This window comes from Flammeovirga sp. SJP92 (assembly GCF_001583495.1).
GTDB lineage: Bacteria > Bacteroidota > Bacteroidia > Cytophagales > Flammeovirgaceae > Flammeovirga.
This window is the reverse complement of the sequence record NZ_LQAQ01000020.1, coordinates 73,221-94,278: the sequence shown is the minus strand read 5'-3', so window position 1 is coordinate 94,278 and position 21,058 is coordinate 73,221. Positions and strand designations below refer to the sequence as shown.

Here is a 21,058-nt window from a genome sequence, read left to right as displayed (position 1 = left end):
GAAAACGTGTTCAAAGAAATTGAAATCATGAAAACATTAATTCAGAAAAAATATCATTTAGTCTTCATAGGCTTGTTTCTAATACTTATGCCCTTGGGCAATCTCTTAGGATTTGTTGAAACGAATACCATGACCTTGTGGGGTCGCTATTTTTGCTTTGCCATAGCCGCCATTGGAATCGACTTGATCTGGGGATATACGGGGGTGCTAAGTATGACGCAAGCCTTCTTCTTTTGCTTGGGAGCTTACGGAATCGGTATGTACATGACCCTTTCCAATTTACCCGAAGGACATCAATTGCCGGCATTTATGGAATGGAATCAGGTCACTGAATTACCCACATTCTGGGCTCCATTCTCTTCTTTTCCATTAGCCTTTATACTTTCATTATTAGTGCCGGCATTGTTTTCCTTAATCTTCGGATTCTTCGTCTTCAGAAGCCGTATTCAAGGGGTATATTTTGCCATCATTACACAAGCATTAGCCTTAGCGATGTTCCTTTTATTCTCAAGAAATGAAACAATGCTTGGGGGTACTAACGGTTTGACAGACTTCAAATATTTATTAGGGTTTGACCTTAGAGAAACATCTACAAAACTAGGTTTATACTTCCTCAGTTTTATCGTGTTATGCTTGATTTATATCTACTCTTCTTTCCTTACAAAATCTAAGTTTGGAAAGGGTTTGGTCGCCATCAGAGACAGCGAATCAAGAATGCGTTTTACAGGTTATGGTGTATCAGCCTACAAGATTACCATTTTTATGATTGGGTCAGTGATAGCAGCAATTGGCGGTATGCTTTATTTACCTCAAACCGGAATTATCACACCGGGAAGAATGGATGTACAGGCTTCCATCGAAATGATCGTTTGGGTAGCCTTGGGTGGACGAGGAAACTTGAAAGGAGCCGTGTTAGGAGCTATCGTAGTCAATTTATTGTACAGTATTTTCACCTCTATTTTACCAGGGGGATGGTTGTATGTTTTAGGAGGCTTGTTCGTGATTACAGTATTGTATTTAGACAAAGGAATGATCGGTTTATTTCAACAAATTCAAGCCTATATAAAGACATTTTTTGCCTCTGATAAAAACAACAAAGAAGCAGAAGATGTGGAGAATGAAGTTATTAATGTTTCAGCCTAAATTACCTAAACGAAGAGAATTATGTTATCAGTAAAAAACTTAAGCGTGGCTTTTGGAGGAGTACAGGCTTTGAAATTGGATCAGTTTGATTTAAAAGAAAACGAATTGAGAGTAGTTATTGGTCCCAATGGGGCAGGGAAATCTACTTTTATGGATATAATTTGTGGAAAGACAAAACCGGATGAAGGGTCAATCCTATTCAAGGGAGAAGAATTGATCGGTATGAGTGAAGTGAAAATTACTGAAATGGGAGTGGGGAGAAAGTTTCAGAAACCAACAGTCTTTACGGGCTTGTCGGTTTTTGATAATATGCTTTTAGGTTTGAAAGTCAAAAAGGATATCATCTCCACTTTCTTTTACAAAACAAAAAAAGAACACTTAGATAAAATCCATGAAATCGCCTTAAAGGTAGGTTTGCAGGATGATTTAGATAAAATAGCAGGTTCTTTATCGCATGGTAAAAAGCAGTGGCTGGAAATAGCAATTGTCTTACTGCAAGATCCAGAATTGATGTTGATTGATGAACCTGCCGCTGGAATGTCAGATTCCGAAGCAGAAAAAACAGGTAATCTTTTGTGTGAATTGAGCAATTCTCATAGTGTCATTGTCATTGAGCATGATATGAAGTTCGTAGAGCAAATCGCCATTGATCAAGTAAGCGTTTTGGTACGAGGATCGATCTTGACGCAAGGGACTTTTCAGGAAGTCAAAAATGATCAACAGGTTATTGATTGCTATTTGGGAGCACCTGATTCGGCTCAGGCCCAACGTTCAGCATAGTATGTTTAATACGTTTTGTCAACGCTTGACAGACCGTTAGGAAATCATTGAAGACTCTACTTTCAAGCTTCCTTCTTCTTCATTTTTGTCTTGAAACAAAAACGAAGCAAAAAATTCAAGGCTTTGAAGTCAAAAGCTAAATTACATTTCTTTCGCCTAAATGATTTTAAACTCGCTGCGCTCAAACAGCAAAATCATTCTTTACGGCTCTCTTCATGTAATTCTTAACGCTTTTCCCTTCAAGGCCGGTGGGAATTCTACCTTAATTTAGAAAGTAGTACTACCACTGGCGCGAATGTTAAGCGATAGCGTCATTCGTGCCTTGCAGATCAACAGAAATCTCCCGATTTCTATATCAAAAGACTCACTTAATCTCGAAATAAAATGGAACTCGTAGCCACAGAAAATAATATCACTTCCTCTTGGAATAAACTTGAAACACATTTAAAAGTCAGTGCCCTTGAAACCTCTTATGGAGAAAGCCAAGTGCTTTGGGGAACAGAATTAGAAGCTAAAAAAGGAAAAGTAACTACCATCATGGGGAGAAATGGAGTAGGGAAAACGACTACCTTAAAAACCATAATGGGATTGCTTAATGTACAAAGTGGGGCTATTGAATTTGAAGGAAAAGTCATCTCAAAACTTCCTTCACATAAAAGAGCAAAAGCAGGAATTGGCTATGTGCCTCAAGGAAGAGAAATCATTCCGAAATTAACCGTTTATGAAAACCTTTTGATTGGTTTGGATGCATGTACAAATAGAAAAGCGAAAATTCCAGAGGATGAAATCTATGAGCTATTCCCCATATTAAAAGATTTTAGAAACCGACCGGGAGGAAACCTAAGTGGTGGACAACAACAGCAGTTAGCCATAGCAAGAGCATTGTGCGGAAGACCAAGTATGCTGCTTTTGGATGAACCCACAGAAGGAATTCAGCCTTCAATCACCCAAGATATAGGAGATATTCTGAAAAAACTTGCATTGGAAAAAGGAATTTCTGTAGTTTTAGTAGAGCAAAAACTAGATTTCGCATTACGAATTTCTGATTACTTCTATATTATGGATAGAGGTAAGGTCATCGAACAAATGGAAGCAAGTACTATTGACGCCGATAGAATTCGTAAGCACTTATCAGTTTAGATAATTTTCATTAAGCTAAGTACTAAGCCAAAAATAGATCATAATTAATTCTAATTTATTTTTTGTGAGTACAACGCTAAAAAACGAACAAATAGTGATTCTATTTAAAGTTTTTTGAAGGAAGTAATCGCAAAACAATAAATAGAATTAGTATTAAATAATTTTGTCTTAGTACTAAAAACAACTAACATGCATCTAAGTCCGAAAGAAATAGACAAATTGATGTTGCACAATGCTGGTGTGGTGGCACAAAAACGCTACGCTAGAGGTGTATTACTCAACTACCCCGAATCAGTCGCTCTCATCTCCACTCAACTGTTGGAGTTTATCCGTGAAGGTGCTTCCGTGGCAGAATTAATGGATAGAGGAAAGAAAATCCTAGGCATTGATGATGTAATGCCCGGTGTGGAAAAAATGCTCCATGAAGTACAAATTGAAGGTACTTTTATGGATGGCACCAAACTCGTTACAGTGCATTCACCTATCTGCGATGAAAACCTTGACAATGATTGGGCATTATACGGTTCTGGTCTGACAAAATCGAAAACAAAAATTGAGATGGATAATGTATCCAATCCTTTACCGGGTAAAAAGGAATTAGGAGAAGGAGTCATTATTCTCAACGAGAACAGAAAAACTATCACGCTAGATGTAACTAATATGGGTGATCGCCCCGTACAGGTAGGTTCTCATTACAACTTTATTGACGCTAATATTCAATTGTCCTTTGATCGAATAGCTTCACTGGGTTACCGACTTAATATTCCTGCAGGAACAGCGATCCGTTTTGAACCAGGAGAAAATAAAAAAGTGGAGTTGGTAGAGATTGCTGGTCAAAAGATCATTTACGGAGGAAACAACATCGTAAACGGTCCTGTAGATCAGGTGACGGAAGAGGAAATAAAAGAAAGACTAGCCAAAACGGTTTAGGTTTTCCAACAGCTTTCAATTCGATCAATTAACAAAAATGATTATGGCAAAAGAAATTAGCAGACAGGCGTATGCCGATATGTACGGCATCACTACTGGCGATAAATTATATTTAGGCGATACAAACCTTTGTATTGAAGTAGAAAAAGATTACACCGTTTATGGTGAAGAATGCAAGTTTGGAGGGGGGAAAGTATTAAGAGACGGCATGGGACAAGCTTCAGGCTTACGCCGAAAAGATGTATTGGATATGGTGATTACCAATGCACTGATTGTCGATTATACAGGTATTATCAAAGCAGATATTGGTATAAAAGATGGTAAAATACATGCCATCGGTAAAGCAGGAAATCCGCATATTATGCCTGGTGTTCACCCTGATATGATTGTAGGAGCGAGCACCGATGTAGTAGCAGGAGAAGGGGCAATTATCACCGCAGGAGGAATTGACTCGCACATTCATTATATCTGTCCACAACAAATCGATGAAGCATTGGCTTCGGGTGTTACGACTTTCTTAGGTGGTGGAACAGGACCAACAACCAATTCCAATGCTACTACATGTACTCCGGGAAAATTTGCCATCCGCATGATGTTGCAAGCCACAGATGATTACCCGATGAACTTTGGTTTCTTAGGAAAAGGAAACACATCGCACCCCGAAGCATTAGAAGAGCAAATAGAAGCGGGTGCCTGCGGTTTGAAATTACATGAAGATTGGGGCTCCACTCCAGCGGCGATTGACAACTGTTTGAGTGTAGCAGATAAAATGGATGTTCAAATCTGTATTCATACTGACACATTGAATGAAAGTGGTTTTGTGGAAGCTTCAAAAGCCGCTTTGAAAAACAGAACGATTCACACGTACCATACCGAAGGTGCAGGTGGAGGTCACGCGCCAGATATTATCATGTTGTGTGGTGACCCGAACGTAATTCCATCATCAACCAATCCTACAAGACCCTTTACGGTCAATACGATTGATGAGCACTTGGATATGTTGATGGTGTGTCATCATTTAGATAAAAACATTCCTGAAGACGTTGCTTTCGCAGAATCAAGAATCCGTCAGGAAACTATTGCAGCAGAAGACATCTTGCATGATATGGGGGCACTATCCATTATCGCTTCTGATTCTCAAGCTATGGGACGTGTGGGGGAAGTGATTACAAGAACGTGGCAAACGGCGGCAAAAATGAAGGAGCAAAGAGGCTTCTTGGAAGAAGATCAATCAGGAAATGACAACCACAGAGTAAAGCGCTATGTGGCAAAATATACCATCAATCCAGCCATCGCTCACGGTTTTTCACATGTGACAGGTTCGATTGAAGTAGGGAAAATGGCGGACATCGTATTATGGAAACCGCAATTCTTTGGTGCAAAACCAGAGATCATCATCAAAGGTGGTGTAGTGGCACAAGCTCAAATGGGTGATCCGAATGCCTCTATCCCAACTCCTGGTCCATCTTACTCAAGACCGATGTTTGGTTTTAAAGGAAAAGCCGCTCCACATACTTCGGCTGTTTTTGTTTCTCAAAGTTCTATTGAAAACGTAAAAGAATACGGTATTTCAAAAGAGATTGTAGGCATTAAAAACTGCAGAAACATAGGTAAAAAGGATATGAAACTGAATAGCACGCTTCCGGAAATCACCGTAGATCCAGAAAGCTATAAAGTAACTGCCGACGGTGTACATTTATCATGTGAACCGGTCGCAAAAGTTCCTTTGGCACAACTGTACAACCTATTCTAAGAAAGCGTTGTATGTTGAATACTGAATTATATCAAATATTACATATAGCCGATTCCGCTTTCCCGATTGGCGGTTATGCCTATTCCAATGGATTAGAATATGCCGTAAAGTCGGGGATCATTTCGGATGTAAAAGGGTTAAACCAATACCTGAAAGATTACCTTCATCAAATCATCAAGTTTGATATGGCTTTTGTAAAGGAAGCCTTTGAGGCAGAAGCAGAAGATTTACCGCATTTATGCGAAAGCTATGATGTGATGCTATTGAATCCGGCCATTAAAAAGGCAGGGGTTGTATTGGGGAAAAACTGGAAAAGAGCCATCATGCAACTGCATGGTGAAGATGTAGCCCTTTGGCCAGTAGAAAACACCGATCCCGATTTTTTGATCATCTTCGGCTACACTTGCAAGCTATTGGGGTACTCATTAGAAAATGTATGTATCCTCTACTTGTTTATGATTGTAAGGGATCAATTGAGTGCCATCATTCGTTTGGGAACACTCGGTCCATCGCAAGGACACAAAATGCAGAGCGATCTATTGAAGGAACTCGAAGAAACGTTTACTATTGACCAAATACCTTCAGTAGAGCAAGCCTATAAATGCACTTACATTGTAGAAATGGCACAGCTCTCACACAAATATTTATACACAAAACTTTTTCAAAATTAAGATTATGATTTCATTCACTCCTGGTTGTTCATTACCTCACTTATTCCATCAAGAACATTACGACGGTCCTGGCTTTTTCTCTAACAGAGAGTTGAGTAAAGAAGACCGAAATTATAAAAAAAGAGCATTTACGGTAGGTATTGGCGGACCTGTTGGAACGGGTAAAACAGCCCTTTTATTACAGTTGTGCCGTAGATTAAAAGAGAAAACGAACATTGCGGTAGTAACCAATGATATTTTCACCAAAGAAGATGCAGAATTCCTAACAAGAAATGAAGCATTGCCAGCAGATAAAATTGTAGGTGTGGAAACAGGTGGTTGCCCTCACGCGGCTATCCGCGAAGATATTTCGATTAATATGAACGCATTGGAGGATTTGATGGAGAAATTTCCAGATACAGAAATCCTTTTTGTAGAAAGTGGTGGAGATAACTTAGCGGCACACTTCAGTAAAGAATTAGTAGACTTCTCGATTTATGTGATTGATGTATCGGGTGGTGATAAAATTCCTAGAAAAGGTGGTCCTGGTATCACGCAAGCGGATTTGTTAGTCATCAACAAAATTGATATCGCAGAGCTAGTAAACGCTGATTTGAAAGTAATGGAAAGAGATGCAACGAAAATGCGTCAAAACGGACCATTTATTTTCGCAAAAGCCTACCATGGTTATAATGTGGATAAAGTAATTGACCATATTTTCCATGCAAAAGCACATGCTTTGGAGGAAGCACATACGCACTAAAAGCTAAACTAGTGCAAGTCTTAAGCCATAGGCGTGACTTGTGTTGGTAATATGAAAAAATCTGAAGACTTTTAGGTACACATTGACATCTAAAAGGCTTCAGATTTTTTACAAATGTAGGTCCAAGCCACGCCTATGGCTTAAGGCTTGAATCAGTATTATGATGTGTTGAATTTACCCTTAAATTGAATTATAATTTCCTGTCATAAGGGTTGAAATTCAATAAAGAATTATTTTTAAATATTTTGGAGAATTCATGTATAAAATCATATAATTTGTCATGATTTATACTTGATAATCGAACTAAAACTACCTCGCTATTAATACGGTCAAAAGAAACCAACACTTCTGGTTCCTGTGTGATATTAGCTTGAACCGTTTGATGTGTGACTGTACTTAGTTTTTCCTCCATCAATTGCACTTTCTCATTTTTCTCATTCCCAACCAAGAAGATGTTAATAAAATTAGTATGCTTAAAAAAGACGGCTGGAGAAGTACATTTTTGTGTATCGGGAGAAATCATAAACTTATCTGCAACCACTCTTTTTCCTTCTTTTTTAATGTTGATTTCAGAATAAAAATGATGGAATTGGAAAACTTCGCCTGTACTCACTCTTCCTGCCTGCACCCAATCCATAAAGAACAAAACACTGTTTTTACCCAATTCAAATTCAGTAAATTGCTTTAATTTTCCATTAGAATGCAATACCAATGGATCATTCAGTTGATAAAATTCCGCATTTTCATGCACATTGGTTTTCTGAATCATCTTACAAAAACGCCCATCTTCTGATTTATAAACTCTAGCATTGGCCTGAGAAGTAAGCAACGCTTTGGTGTCTTTGTTAGCGTTGATTGTAAATTGAATATTATCTCCTTGCACCATTCCACCACCGTAGTTGGTCGTTACTAGATGTACCGCTTTGTTATGTGTTTTGGGTAATAGTATTTTTAAAGGATTTTGATTGAAGTGGCTCGTTACTTTAGAAGTGTTTTGTATATTTTTTATTTCTATATAAGAGCCTAATTTTAAGTTTGTTGTCATGGTTTGTAGTATTTGAAATGAATTGAGATTTATATTCAAATTTAATGATTGAATTACACTACAAAATAGTAATTTTTTTTGTAAATAGCACTTGTAAATTTTGAAAAAATAAGGATTAATTATGCATAGAAATAATGATACTCAAACCAAGCAAACTATCCGCTATTACAACCTGATGTATGCGATTGCATTATCGGTCATAGCCATTATTTCTATCGTCAGCCAACTCCTGATTCAAAGCTATTTGGGAAATCAATTACATGACACCCACCTGATTAATTTTGCCACAAGATTACGCTCCAATTCTCAGTCCTTAACCCGCTTGGCATTGCTATTGGAAAGTGAGAGAAGCAACAAGACACACCGCAAGGATTTTCAAAATATTTTAATGCAATTGCAGAAGACACATGAGAGCCTTCAACACGGCAATGAGTTTCTAAATATACCGGAAAACCACAATGTGGATATGATTGAACTCTTCAATATTATTGAAAATCCATATCAAGAAATGATTGATGCTGCTTGGGAAATCGTCAATATTACGGCACCTGCCAACCGAAAACCTTTGGATCGAAAAGCCTTAGAAGAGCAGATAGATCAGCTTCTAATTAGTGAAAAAGCGTACTTTTTAGGAATGGAAATGATTGTTTTTGACTACGATAGAATCTCTCGAAAGAACGTTATTTTCCTCAAAAAAATAGAACTGTACCTTCTCGCATCAGTCATCATATTATTACTTTTAGAAGCTTATTTTATCTTTAGACCATTAGCAAAAAGAATACGTTTGTCATTTGAAGAACTGACTGATTCTGAGAAAAATGCGCGTGCATTGGCAAGAGAGATAAAAGTAGCAAACAATGTGTTGGAGAAGTCTCATCAGAGTCTAAGAGACATTAATTTTACCTTAGAAAAAGCGACTTACTTTGTGAAAATTGACACAGACGGAAACATCATTTACGCCAATGATAAGTATTGTAATGTCACAAAATATGAAATGAGCGGATTGCTGGGAAGACCTCTTTTTTACAACGAAAAAACGCATAATGAAAATATCATTTACGATCATATCAAAGACCCCATCAGAAGGAATGAAGTATGGCAAGGTGAAATTTTCGATCAAGCTTCTGACGGAACGGACTTTTGGTTGGAAGTGACTTTGATGCCGATGATCGATAGCAAAGGACAATTGTACCAATTTTTAGTGATTGGAATTGACATCACTAAACGTAAAAAGACAGAACAGGAATTGCACCTTTTGATGAAAGAAAAGCTAGAGAATCAAAAGGAATTGAAAAAGGTGAAATTGCAATCCATGGTGGCAGGTCAGGAAAAAGAAAGGAAAAGAGTAGCGGTAGAAATCCATGATGGTATAGGTCAGATGTTGACTTCTTTGAGAATGAAAATTGAAATGCTGGAAGAAGAACACCCTAAAATCTTTGAAGAAAACAGTGATGTAGACAGCATGATTAGAAACATTATAGGAGAGTCACGCCGTATTTGTGGAGAATTGTTGCCAAGCGTTTTAGAGGATTTCGGATTGAAGTCAGCCATCGAAGATTTGGTCCTTTCCATTCAGCAGAGTACCAACTTGAATATACAGTTTATTGATAATTTCGAACTGGAAAAAACATCCATTGATATTGAGATGGGCATGTTTCGTATACTTCAAGAAAGCCTCAATAATGTGATGAAACACGCTCATGCTGAAAACGTGACAGTGCTTCTAGAATCGGATGCTGAATTTATCACCATGGAAATCACAGATGATGGAGAAGGTTTTGATTATTCTACCCAATCAATGCTTTCCTCAGATAATAATTCGAACTCCTATGGACTAGCCAATATGAAAGAAAGGGCAGAATTACTAGGTGCAAAATGGGATTTAAAAAGCGGAGTAGGAATGGGTACACACATTACTTTAGAAGTACCTATTTTGGATTAAAAAATCACTTTTATTCCACTTTTTAAGGTTTTGTTTAATGTTGATTGAAAATACTTCCCTTTTACTTTCAGAAATACTAACGAATAAAATACTTTTGTTGCTGTAAATTAAAACTAACACTTCCATCAATTCTGTTACATGCTAAAAAAGAAAGCTCAAACTAGAAGTTCCTTTTTGGATATCTATAGAGGTATACCAAAAGAGGTGTGGATACTTTCCATAGTATCACTGATCAATAGAATTGGGGCGATGGTGATCCCATTTCTGTCTATTTACTTGTCCGATGGCAAAGGATTTTCTCTGAATGAAATCGGATGGATTATGACCGCTTTCGGTGTGGGGTCCGTCGTCGGAACGTGGCTGGGAGGAAAACTGACTGATCGAATTGGGTTTTACCCTGTGATTGTGTTTAGTTTATTGTCTTCCGGAATCGGCCTGATTGTACTCAAAGAGTTGGATACTTTTGTGCAAATGGCATTAGGCTTTTTCTTCGTGATTTTGCTAGCAGACCTTTTAAGACCGCCTCTTTTTGTAGCAGTTAACAATTACTGTACAGAAGAAAACAGAACAAAATCAATCACCTTAGTAAGGTTGGCCATTAATTTAGGGTTTGCATTTGGGCCCGCAACAGGGGGAATGCTTATTGCCTCATTTGGTTATGCTTCCCTTTTTTGGGTTGATGGTTTAAGTTGTATTCTAGCGATGTTATTCTTTGTCTTAACATTGAAAAAAACGGCGGTTAAAGTCGCTAAAGAAGAAACTGCTGAGGAAAAGTCACCTGCTTTGAAATCACCTTACAAAGACAAATCTTATCTTTTATTTGTTCTTTCCTTGACGTTATTTGGACTCGTTTTTATCCAATATTTCAGTACAGTTCCCCTTTTCTATAAAGAAGTACATGAACTGAGTGAAGCGACTATTGGGTTAATAATCTCAAGCAATGGTTTTGTGATTTTCATTTTGGAAATGCCGCTGATGCACTGGATTGAAAAACAGAAGAAAGTCTCTAAAATGAACGTAATGATGATTGCAGTAGTTTGTGTTATTGTAAGTTATATTCTATTGATTTTTAGTATGAATGTAACCTTTTTGATTATTGGAATGATGATTCTGACAATTGGAGAAATGTTACTTTTTCCTTTGTCTAATACCGAAGCTATGCAACGTTCTATTGGAAAAAATCAAGGAGATTATATTGCTTTATACTCGATATCCTTCTCTATAGCTCATTTAGTTGGGCATAATTTAGGAATGCAATCTGTTGATTTTGTAGGTTTTGATATGACTTGGGTGGGGATGTCGATAGGTTTAATTGTCACCCTATTATTACTTCAGGTTTATAAAAAATCCGTTAAAAAAGAAAAGCAACTTTCAGTAGATTAAAGTAAATCATATTTATTTGGGGGGAGTAATTTTATTCATTTTGGTGAAATCACTGATTTGAAAAATAGAAAATTATTCCCCCCTTTTTATATGCTAAATTATTGACCTTTCAAGTAGTTAATACATAGTAGTTTTGATTGAACAAGCATTTTTTTACAAGTGCAGCAATAACTATTATTCATTAAGCTATGATGACAACCGTTTGACTTGAAGTGAATTCTTTAAAAGAATGAAATGAAACGTAATTAACTATAAAATTGTAATACATTCTATAAAACTGAAATGAAACTTACCATTTATACACTTTAGGCTACAGCTTGAACCGTTAATAGCTTTAGTGCACTTCTCTGTGCATAAAAACAAATAACACATGATGAAATATTTACAAAACGCTAATCTCTTTTTAATTGTCTCTTTATTTTTTCTGATTTACAAAACCAGCTATGCTCATGAAACCTGTTCAAAAAATGTCTTTGTAGAAAAAGACGGCTACGTAGTTTTTGAAGCAGAAAACACTACACTCAACGACTATTGGCTCGTTGCCAACTCATTTGATGAAGATGCTCTAGGCGAAGGGCATATTGAATATCAAGGAAAAAACAGTTATGGAAGTGTGGTAGAGGAAAGTATTATTACTTACAAAATTCAGATTACAAATCCGGGTACTTACCGTGTGAAATGGAGATCAAGAAACGGTAAAAATGCGGTAAAATTTGATGAAGAAAACGACAGCTGGCTGATGGTGGAAGCGGCTGAATTTTACGGTATCAAAGCGAGCACTAACAAGAAAGTCAATAGTGACCATCATTTTATGAAGATGTGGATTCAAGATTTGAATAAATGGTCTTGGAACTGTTTTGGTGAACATGCTGGGGTGAATGGAATGAATGTTTACGCCCGTTTTGATGTTCCTGGAGTGTATGAAATCAAAGTCTCAGGAAGATCAAAGTTTCACCCTATTGACAGAATAGCACTTTTCCAGGAAGGTAAAGGCACAGTGGCTATGGCGAATGCGACACCTGCAATGGAATTGGAATGTGAAGATGACTCTTTTAAAGAATTTGCTTCAGCCCGTCAATATGATATCAAGCAATTGGATGAAAAAATTGTGATAGATGGTGCAGCAGAAACACTTTGGGATTATGTAAGTGCTGAAAAAGGAAATTATGAGGTGAATGAACAAGCTGTTACAGCGACAGATCTGTCATATACTTTCAAAATGGCATATGATATGGAAAACCTTTACATTTTGGCTAATGTGATAGATGACAATGTACAGGAGGTAGACGCTTCTTCTTCCAAAGAAAATGGAGATGCAATTGAACTTTATTTTAATCAAGACAATGAGCATCTTGAAAACGGAGCGTATGATGAAGGAGATGTAATGTTACGCTTATTTTATGGAGACCCTGCTTTCAAACAGTATAGCAGTAAGAAGGATATCAATTTTGATGGATTTGAATACGCCACTTCTAAGACCACTGATGGCTACCTATTAGAAGCGAAAATTCCATGGACTGTGATTTTAGATGATGCCTCAAACTTAGAACTTTCAAAAATTGGTTTTGAAATGTCTGTTTTGGATAGAGATGTCAATCTTGTTGTTGAAAACGAATTGAACTGGGCCAATAACACAGGGATCAATACAGTAAAAGAAGATACACGAAAGTTCGGTACAATTTATCTTCAAGAATGGACCTATAATTACCCTTTTAAAACGGACTGGGAAGTGATATATGTGGACAGTGAAGATACAAAAGGAGTGGCTGAAAATGCGATTGACGATGATATGACCACTTTCTGGCATACCGAATGGAGAGATCAAAAAGCGGCAATTCCTCATGAAATTCAAATTGATATGAAATCAGAATATGTCATTGAAGAATTGCATTATTACAACCGTCAAGATGCGTATGGACCAAATGGGGCCATTGGTGAATATGAAATATACTTGAGTAACTCTTCTTCAGATTGGGGTGAAGCAGTAGCAACAGGTACATTGGATTGGGGAAGTTCTTTGGTGGAAAATTATAAAATGCTTCAGAAGATCACTTTTGATCAACCACATACTGGAAGGTATTTAAGAATAGTAGCCTTATCAGAAGCACAGAATAATCCTGATATTCCATTTACAGCTGCTGCTGAATTTTATGTTGTTGCCGAAAAAACAGATGAGGTTTTATCAGCTAATTTAGAACAAGAATTAAACATTAATGTTTACCCTAATCCAGTATCACATCAGTTGCATATTGAGGGCCATAGAGATGTTTTGAATTACAAAATCTTCAATTCAAAAATGCAGGAACTACAAGGTGGTTTGTTAGAAAATTCATCTACTATAGATCTTAAAACCCTACCTGCAGGGTTGTATTTCCTTTATTTGGAAACAGAAAACCGCATTGTCATGAAGAAATTGTTGAAGAAATAAACGATTCCGTGTAATAGGAAAATAATCAATAAACATGCTGATAAATAGAGCAATCGTAGTCATTTGTATTACGGTTGCTTTTTTGTTCTTTTTCCATCTCTTTTTATTAATTTTAGATGCTTCCGAAAATAAATCAACAGACTTATACTAATTGAATCGATGAGAATCATTTTAAAACTATTATTGTGTACCTTAATTCTATTTTTTAGCCATCATCATCAGGTCCATTCTCAAAAAATCAACAATTCCAAAGCGTTACGAGTGGCACTTCCTGACATGCAGGCTGAAAGAGAACGAGTAAACAATTTGAGAATCAATTACATTCAAGAGCAAGGGAAGGATTGGAAGAAGAAGTGGGCAGAAAAAGTGATTTCAGAAATGGAGGGAAAGCCTTTCTATTTAAAAATTGTTGATGCGGAAGAAGTTTCGGGCTTTTTTGCTCCCAATGAAAATGAAGCAGTTACCCAAATGAGAAATAGGTTCTTGGAAGAAATTCAAGGATTTATCTTCAATTTTAAAATGGATAAAAAAGAAAGTTTTCATGAATTGGAAGAGCTTTTTAAAATTTTACAGACCTATCAGCTTATTCAAGTTCAGGTCGATCCGATGGTCAATTCTTTACAAAAAGTAGCAGATAAGTTTTTCTATATTCAACCTTATTTATCTCGGCTTGAAAAACTTTATACGGAGGCTTCTACAGAAGACAAAGAGAAATATGACAGTTTTTACAATGACGTGAAATCGTTTTGGAAAAACGCCAGGCAACAGTCACTTAACTTTTCTAGAATTATTCAAGAAGAGCTGTCAAAAGAAACCATGGACTATCCAGCTATTTTTGTCTTGGTTTCCAAAATGTACACTACCAATCAGTATTATTTAGCCTCTAAGTTAGTGAAAGGGGCCGTTGACAGATTGGAGGAAACCAATAATACAGACCATTATCTATATCAAGGTTTCTTATTGAATTTAAGTAGTCTTTATATGCTTCAGGAGGATTATGAGAAAACGCTTGAGGTACAATTGAAGCAAGAGAAGTTGGGACTATTGAATAGTGAAACAACTGTGATTCTTTCTTATTTACAATTGAAAAATTATGATAAAGCACTGGAAATGTCAGAAGAGTATTTGAAGAAGACAGCTCAAAGTGATCCGTATTACCTTGGTATTATGAATACTAAGGTCTCTTGTCTTTTTGCAATGGAAAAATACAATGAAGCTTACGATGCTTCTATGGAGTTGATTAAAATTTCTAATGATCAGAATAAGGACGTAAACTCAGGTAGCTATTTTACACTCTCAGAAATCTGTAAGCATAATGAAGATCTTGAACAGGCCGAGCAATATATCAAAAAAGCGTATCAATATTCAAAGAAGGAAATTGACAACTTGCCTGACTTAAGTGGAAGTGATGTGACTTCATTGTTGAATATCAGATTGTATAAGTTTTACTATTACATGAAGTATGTGGGTCTCCTGATTGACATCGACAGAAAAGAAGATATAGATTTAGAAAACGTTTTTCAGGAGTATGATTATTTTGAATATTTGATTCGGAATATAATGCTGAATCCTTCAAAATTTGATAGAAAACAGGTGATACAACTCTCTGAAGAGTGTGGTGATATTATTTATCTGCTTGCTCAGAATATGGATGAAGATGCTACAAAGGAATTGGCTTATAATTTCACTTTACTCTCAAAAGAAATTGATCTTTCCTCTGTTATTGCGATTAGAAAGTATGCAGTTGATAGTAAGAATAAGGATTACAAAACCCTTTTTGAAAAGTGGATGAAAGTCAGAAAACAGATTCTATTTCATGAAGAAGGAATTGATATAGATAGTTTGAAAGACATCAGCTACGGCCTGCATAAAGAGCTTGCTATTAAAACAAGAAAAGAAGTTTTTTCAGAGATGGAAAAAAATAATGTAGAGTGGGAACAAGTGAAAACAGCTTTGAGGCCTAATGAATTGGCAGTAGAATATGTCTTTTATGCTCCTGACAATTATGCGGCCCTTTTACTCCGAAAAGAGATGTCGACTCCCGTGATTTTGCCATTGTGTAAAGAAGGAGAATTGAAGCCTCTATTAGAACCAGAAACTCGTTTGAATGAGCAAGGCGTGATTGACTTTATATACAATCAAAATGGACCTCAGATTTTAGCAAAAATCATTGATCCTTTAAGACCGTATTTGTCAGATGTAAAAACGATTTATTATTCACCGTCGGGTATTCTTCATGGTATTTCTCTAGAAGCATTGTCCACTTCAACTGAATCTAATGCAAAACGCTTAGGAAAAGAATTCAGATTGAAGCGTGTAGGAAAAACTTCATTGCTGGCCCGTAAATCTAAACTTTCACCCAGAAAAGCAACAATTTTTGGAGGGATGAATTATAGTGCATTGCAGGAGGCAACATCCGAAGACTCAGACAGAGGATTGAAGGTGAAAGACAAGAAAAATAATAACAATAAAGCACAGTCAGCGGAAGAAATGATCGCCATTGGCGGAGGTTTTAATTATTTGAAAGGAACACTAAGAGAGGTGGATATGATCAATGAGGAGTTGACTTCATCAAAAGTAGAGGTGGATCTTTATACAGGAAATAATGCCACTGAAGATCAATTTTTAGAATATTGTAAAACGCCGACTGACATACTCCATATTGCCACACATGCTTATTTTTCTCCTTATGTTAAAAAGGAAAATATCAAGGAAGGTTCTTACAAAGGAGCAGCAAAAATATTTTCAGATCCAGACCCAATGAATAGAGCCGGAATTGTGTTCTCAGGGGCCAATTATTTTTGGGAAACAGGAAAGAATTATGAAAAGAAAAGTGATGGCATTTTAATGGCTAGTGAGTTGTCAAATTATGATCTTCGAAAAACCAGTCTGGCCATTATTTCAGCATGTCAGTCAGGAATTGGTCAGAGTACCAGAAGTGAAGGTGTTTATGGCTTCCAAAGAGCTTTTAAATTAGCAGGAATTGACAATCAAATCATCAGTTTATGGACAGTGGATGATGCTGCAACACAAAAGTTCATGACGCTTTTCTATAAATATTATATTGAATTTTCTGATATCAGTTTGGCTGTGGCCAAAGCAAAGGAAGACTTGCAACAAGAGTATGAACACCCTTATTATTGGGCGGCTTTTGTGCATGTGCAATAACCGTTTTTGATCAATCACCTGACGGAAGGGTTAAGTAAAAACTTAACCCTTCTTTGTTCGATACAGGTAAAGAGATGATTTACCGAACATTAACCATTGTAGTTTGGAAACTACAGAATAGAGTATTTCGCTTTACAGCAAAAGGATAGTTTGGGTGTATTATTTTTTATGTAATCTGACTAAAGTGACCTCATTCTATGTATTGCTTCTGCATACGCTATCCTATTCCAATCCAAATGAAAAGAAAGAAGTCGCATAATAATAACACAATAATAGAATCAAGTGAATTAGGTTTGTGTACAAAGTAAATCACCACACATCATATTCAAATCGAAATGACACGTTTTGTATAATGTTACAAAGTTAGAATGAATTATTGCGATTAATATAGGAGTAGATAACATTTTGAATAAATTCCCGCAGGAGTGCTTTTAAACTCATTTTTTAGAAAAAAACTCGTAAATTATTACGATTAAATAAATCGCATTTATCACTTTAGTCACACTTTCTTGTGATAAGAAAAAAACGAAGCTTAGAATTAAGAATTGAAAAACTTGCTGAAGCGTAATTTTATAATTGTCGAATAATAAATCGATGTTGATTTTCAACTGTTTTAATTAACCTTTCTCTATGAAAAACTCAAACCAAAATCTATTCTCTTTTATTGAGTATGTAGAACTGCTTTTGAAGAATAAGAATGATATTGTCTATTTTTTTGCATTCAATCATACTCTGAAAGAAGAACTCTCAGTCTGTTCTTCTAAGAAGGAAGAGAAGAAGCTCAAAGATGCTTTTTACAAAACATTTATCCGTTATAATGAAAAATTAAACAGTGAGTATTCATTGTTAGTCGAAGAGGTCATAATTACGCATGAGGAGTTAGAGGAACATTTGTTACGGCAGGAAATAGATAACTATAGACAATTTGTGAGAGGAGAGGAAAAAGGAGTGAGAATTGGTTACAAGCTTAAAACAGATCAGGCATATTTATCCACTGTTCAAGAGTTATTTAATCTCAAAGCCATTATAAGTCAGACTAAAGAGAAGTCAAGGTTATTGAAAGATCCTCAATTGTATTTAGAGAACATTGATTTTGAAAAAGGCAATCAACGGATCAATCAAAACAACTGGTTAGAGTGGTTTGATGATGTGATGCTTTGTATTGGCCGTTTGGAATTTATAGAAATTGAATATCAATTCTTTGAGGAAGAAAGAAGGGAAAAAGTTTTGCCAATGAAGGTAAGGGAAAACTTATATGGAAAATTGTACTTAATGAGTATTCGTGTAAATCAGAATAATGATCTTCCATTTAATGTTGGATACGAAAATATTTCAATTATTGAAGTAGAAGGTATCAAATCAATCACTAAAAGGAAAGAATTTTTCAATACAGAAAGCAAGCAGAATCAACAAAAAATAAAGCAACTAAAAGAAGAATTCCAACACGCAATACAGTCTTTTGTGGGAGTGATTGTTCCTGACTTTCCTTATCGATATACACCTGATGCAGCCTTTATGAAAGATAATATTCCAACGATCAGACTTAAGGTGTCTAGTTTCCAATTGCCTTTTTTACAGAATCTAAAATCGAGAGTCAATGTTAGAAAAGACCGTGAAGATGGTTATCATATTGTGGAATTTAAAACTGTACCCACCTTTGAGTTTATAAGATATGTGGTGATGTTGTCTGATGTGTGGAACTGTAATATAGAGAGGAATGGAAAAAAGCTTGATGAAGAAACAGCCATCGAAGTATTGAGTGATGGAGGGACAACAACGGCTTGGATCCGAGATTATCTGAAAGAAACTTACAGAAGGGCATTGTTGAAATATGAGGATAATCCAGAAATAAAGAGAGAATTAAAACAGGAAATTAAAAGCTGGGAACCAAAAGTTTATCCTTTTTTATTTAACAATGTTGATAACTCTTGAATAAAAAGGCCTTTTAAAGTGTTATAAAAACAATTGTTTAAAAATGTTCACAAGCAAGTGTTGAATTGTGAATAAGTCTGTGAATAACTCTAAATTTGTGAATAACTTCAATTTATGTTGGTCAAATTAATGTTTTAGATTGAAGTTATTCACGAATTTATATTTTAAATAGGGCTTTACCAGTCTAAATGTGTCGCTAAATCCTGTTGTGCTTTTAATGCGGCCTCATTGATAGCCGAAGTTCCTAAAGCATTGAGCAAAGGATCAACTGTTGTTCTGAGTGGACGTGTTCCTTTAGTCATTTCTATTAATTGTACAATTGCATCAGGAACAGGCTGAGGATGGGGAAGGAAATCCTTTTCTTCATTTGGCTCCCCCCATATTTGATCAGGAGCATTGATCATTTCTCCATAACTTTCTAATCGTTTTTGATCATGAGGTCCAGATTGTACTGATTCGAAATTGGTTTTAAATCCTCCAGGTTGTACCATCACAACATCAATACCTAATGGAGAAAGTTCATAATGATAACTTTCAGTAAGGCCTTCCACGGCAAACTTGGTGGCAGTATAAATGCCTGAATACGGAAAAACCACTCGCCCTTGAATACTCGAAAGGTTGATGATCAAACCCTCTTTTCTTTTTCTCATTTGGGGTAAAACAGCACGCATCATTCTTTGAACACCAAAAACATTGACATCAAAAATTTTTGTAAACTGTGATTCTGGAAAAGCTTCTGTCCAACCGGTTCCTCCAATACCCGCATTGTTGATCAATACATCAATATGATCTACTTTCTTGTAAATTTGATTGATTGCATTATTTATAGAAGCTTCCGCTGTGACGTCCAGCTCAATAATATGTAACGTACCTTTAGTTTCTTGAGCTAAAAGAACCAATTCTTCAATCGCTTGCTTTGAAAAGGTTGTAACGCCGATCATTGTAGCAAAAACAGTATATCCTTCTCGGAGCAATGTTTCAGTGGTTAGTTTTCCAAATCCACTGCTACTGCCTGTAATTAAAATATTCATTTTGTTTTTGTGTGAAAGATAGACCTCAAGCTGATAATTATACCTTGAAGTGACAGTAATGGCGTAGACTTGAAGTAGTAGTTTAAAAAGTTGAAGTGATAATGAACATATTTTATGTCAGTGAAAAAGTTTTTTTGTAGGGCTTCTCTTAAAAGTCAAATTTCAAAATAGGATTATTTCTTTAAAATGTATTACAATTTTATGCTTTAAGTTTTTGTCTTTTATTCATATGGATCTATATGTTAAAAATATTATTGTTAATATTATAAAACATAATGAAATTTTAAGGATTGTGTTTAGAATTACTTTATATTTGTAACGCTTAAGCAAAATCTTTAAAATAAATTCTAACACTATTTCTAAATTATATAGATTATATTCTAACTCTTTTCAAAAAATGAAATTAAACAGACTATTGAGAACAGACTTTACTGACTTTCTCTTTTAATGTTATAGGTACTGCATCATAAGTAATCGAGAGTTCAAGTTCTCTAGGTTTTAAGGATGTTTCATACAGGTGTATTATTTAATAATCAGGTATCAATTGACTTATTTTAATCTGTAATGAGAAAACAATTCGTTTTCAATTGTAGATGAATGCCTGCTGTAGAAATATTTCTAGACTTTATCATGCCCTAAAGGACTGTAACTGACAACCGTAACTTTACTAAGCAATTGAAATAAGGAAAATCAATAGTATTGAGCTCAATCTCACCACTATTGGAATAAAGACTCCCGATTGAATTTGTAGTAGTACACCCTTTTACACCAAAAGCCATACAATGGTGTAGCTCTAAAAGCAAAAATTAATATTCTAACTTTTTCAAAAAATGAAATTAAACAAACTTTTAAGAATGTGCTGATGTAACCATCTCTACTTCTTAATTGAATGTACCATTATGTTTTGGTACATCAAGATCATGTCAAAACACTTATTCTATAAGGTTAGCTACTGGGACAAAAACAAACA

At 35.8% G+C, this 21,058-nt stretch carries 14 protein-coding genes; 12 read left to right on the top strand and 2 right to left on the bottom strand.

From position 1 onward, the window contains the following. Nucleotides 1-27 precede the first annotated feature (27 nt). The 7 genes from urtC (at nucleotide 28) to ureG (ending at nucleotide 7,159) form a co-directional block, all read left to right on the top strand. A complete protein-coding gene (gene urtC / locus AVL50_RS06765; RefSeq protein WP_062615806.1) occupies nucleotides 28-1,143 on the top strand; it encodes an urea ABC transporter permease subunit UrtC in 1,116 nt (371 codons plus the stop codon). 21 nt (nucleotides 1,144-1,164) lie between these two features. Then, nucleotides 1,165-1,923 carry an urea ABC transporter ATP-binding protein UrtD gene (urtD, locus tag AVL50_RS06760; protein WP_062615728.1) on the top strand — a complete coding sequence of 253 codons (759 nt, stop codon included), beginning with the start codon at nucleotides 1,165-1,167 and terminating at the stop codon, nucleotides 1,921-1,923. Between the two features lie 384 nt (nucleotides 1,924-2,307). Beyond that, entirely contained in the window at nucleotides 2,308-3,063 is a 756-nt protein-coding gene (urtE, locus tag AVL50_RS06755) for an urea ABC transporter ATP-binding subunit UrtE (RefSeq protein WP_062615727.1), read from the top strand. 189 nt (nucleotides 3,064-3,252) lie between these two features. Further along, nucleotides 3,253-3,993: an urease subunit gamma gene (ureA, locus tag AVL50_RS06750; protein WP_062615726.1), complete on the top strand. Its 741-nt coding sequence runs from the start codon at nucleotides 3,253-3,255 to the stop codon at nucleotides 3,991-3,993. Nucleotides 3,994-4,036: 43 nt separating this feature from the next. After that, entirely contained in the window at nucleotides 4,037-5,746 is a 1,710-nt protein-coding gene (ureC, locus tag AVL50_RS06745; protein WP_062615805.1) for an urease subunit alpha, read from the top strand. 11 nt (nucleotides 5,747-5,757) lie between these two features. Next, nucleotides 5,758-6,417: an urease accessory protein UreF gene (locus AVL50_RS06740; protein WP_062615725.1), complete on the top strand. Its 660-nt coding sequence runs from the start codon at nucleotides 5,758-5,760 to the stop codon at nucleotides 6,415-6,417. A 4-nt stretch (nucleotides 6,418-6,421) separates the two neighbouring features. After that, nucleotides 6,422-7,159 carry an urease accessory protein UreG gene (ureG, locus tag AVL50_RS06735; protein WP_044212651.1) on the top strand — a complete coding sequence of 246 codons (738 nt, stop codon included), beginning with the start codon at nucleotides 6,422-6,424 and terminating at the stop codon, nucleotides 7,157-7,159. A 190-nt stretch (nucleotides 7,160-7,349) separates the two neighbouring features. Here the strand turns inward: ureG and AVL50_RS06730 are convergent, their stop codons facing one another. Next, nucleotides 7,350-8,204 (bottom strand): urease accessory protein UreD, encoded by an 855-nt coding sequence (locus AVL50_RS06730; RefSeq protein WP_062615724.1) that lies wholly within the window; start codon nucleotides 8,202-8,204, stop codon nucleotides 7,350-7,352. 121 nt (nucleotides 8,205-8,325) lie between these two features. Between AVL50_RS06730 and AVL50_RS06725 the strand changes: the two genes are divergently transcribed. The 5 genes from AVL50_RS06725 to AVL50_RS06705 all read left to right on the top strand — a co-directional run bounded on the left by AVL50_RS06725 (nucleotide 8,326) and on the right by AVL50_RS06705 (nucleotide 19,057). Beyond that, nucleotides 8,326-10,146 carry a PAS domain-containing sensor histidine kinase gene (locus tag AVL50_RS06725; protein ID WP_062615723.1) on the top strand — a complete coding sequence of 607 codons (1,821 nt, stop codon included), beginning with the start codon at nucleotides 8,326-8,328 and terminating at the stop codon, nucleotides 10,144-10,146. Nucleotides 10,147-10,284: 138 nt separating this feature from the next. Then, a complete protein-coding gene (locus AVL50_RS06720; RefSeq protein WP_062615722.1) occupies nucleotides 10,285-11,529 on the top strand; it encodes an MFS transporter in 1,245 nt (414 codons plus the stop codon). Nucleotides 11,530-11,899: 370 nt separating this feature from the next. After that, nucleotides 11,900-13,957, top strand: coding sequence for a sugar-binding protein (locus AVL50_RS06715; protein ID WP_062615721.1), 2,058 nt, complete (start codon nucleotides 11,900-11,902; stop codon nucleotides 13,955-13,957). Nucleotides 13,958-14,116: 159 nt separating this feature from the next. Further along, a complete protein-coding gene (locus AVL50_RS06710; RefSeq protein WP_082795696.1) occupies nucleotides 14,117-17,125 on the top strand; it encodes a CHAT domain-containing protein in 3,009 nt (1,002 codons plus the stop codon). A gap of 630 nt (nucleotides 17,126-17,755) precedes the next feature. Further along, nucleotides 17,756-19,057 (top strand): hypothetical protein, encoded by a 1,302-nt coding sequence (locus tag AVL50_RS06705; protein WP_062615719.1) that lies wholly within the window; start codon nucleotides 17,756-17,758, stop codon nucleotides 19,055-19,057. Between the two features lie 176 nt (nucleotides 19,058-19,233). On the opposite strand, the gene AVL50_RS06700 is transcribed toward AVL50_RS06705, so the two are convergent. Next, nucleotides 19,234-20,088: an SDR family oxidoreductase gene (locus AVL50_RS06700; protein WP_062615718.1), complete on the bottom strand. Its 855-nt coding sequence runs from the start codon at nucleotides 20,086-20,088 to the stop codon at nucleotides 19,234-19,236. Between the last annotated feature and the right edge of the window lie 970 nt (nucleotides 20,089-21,058).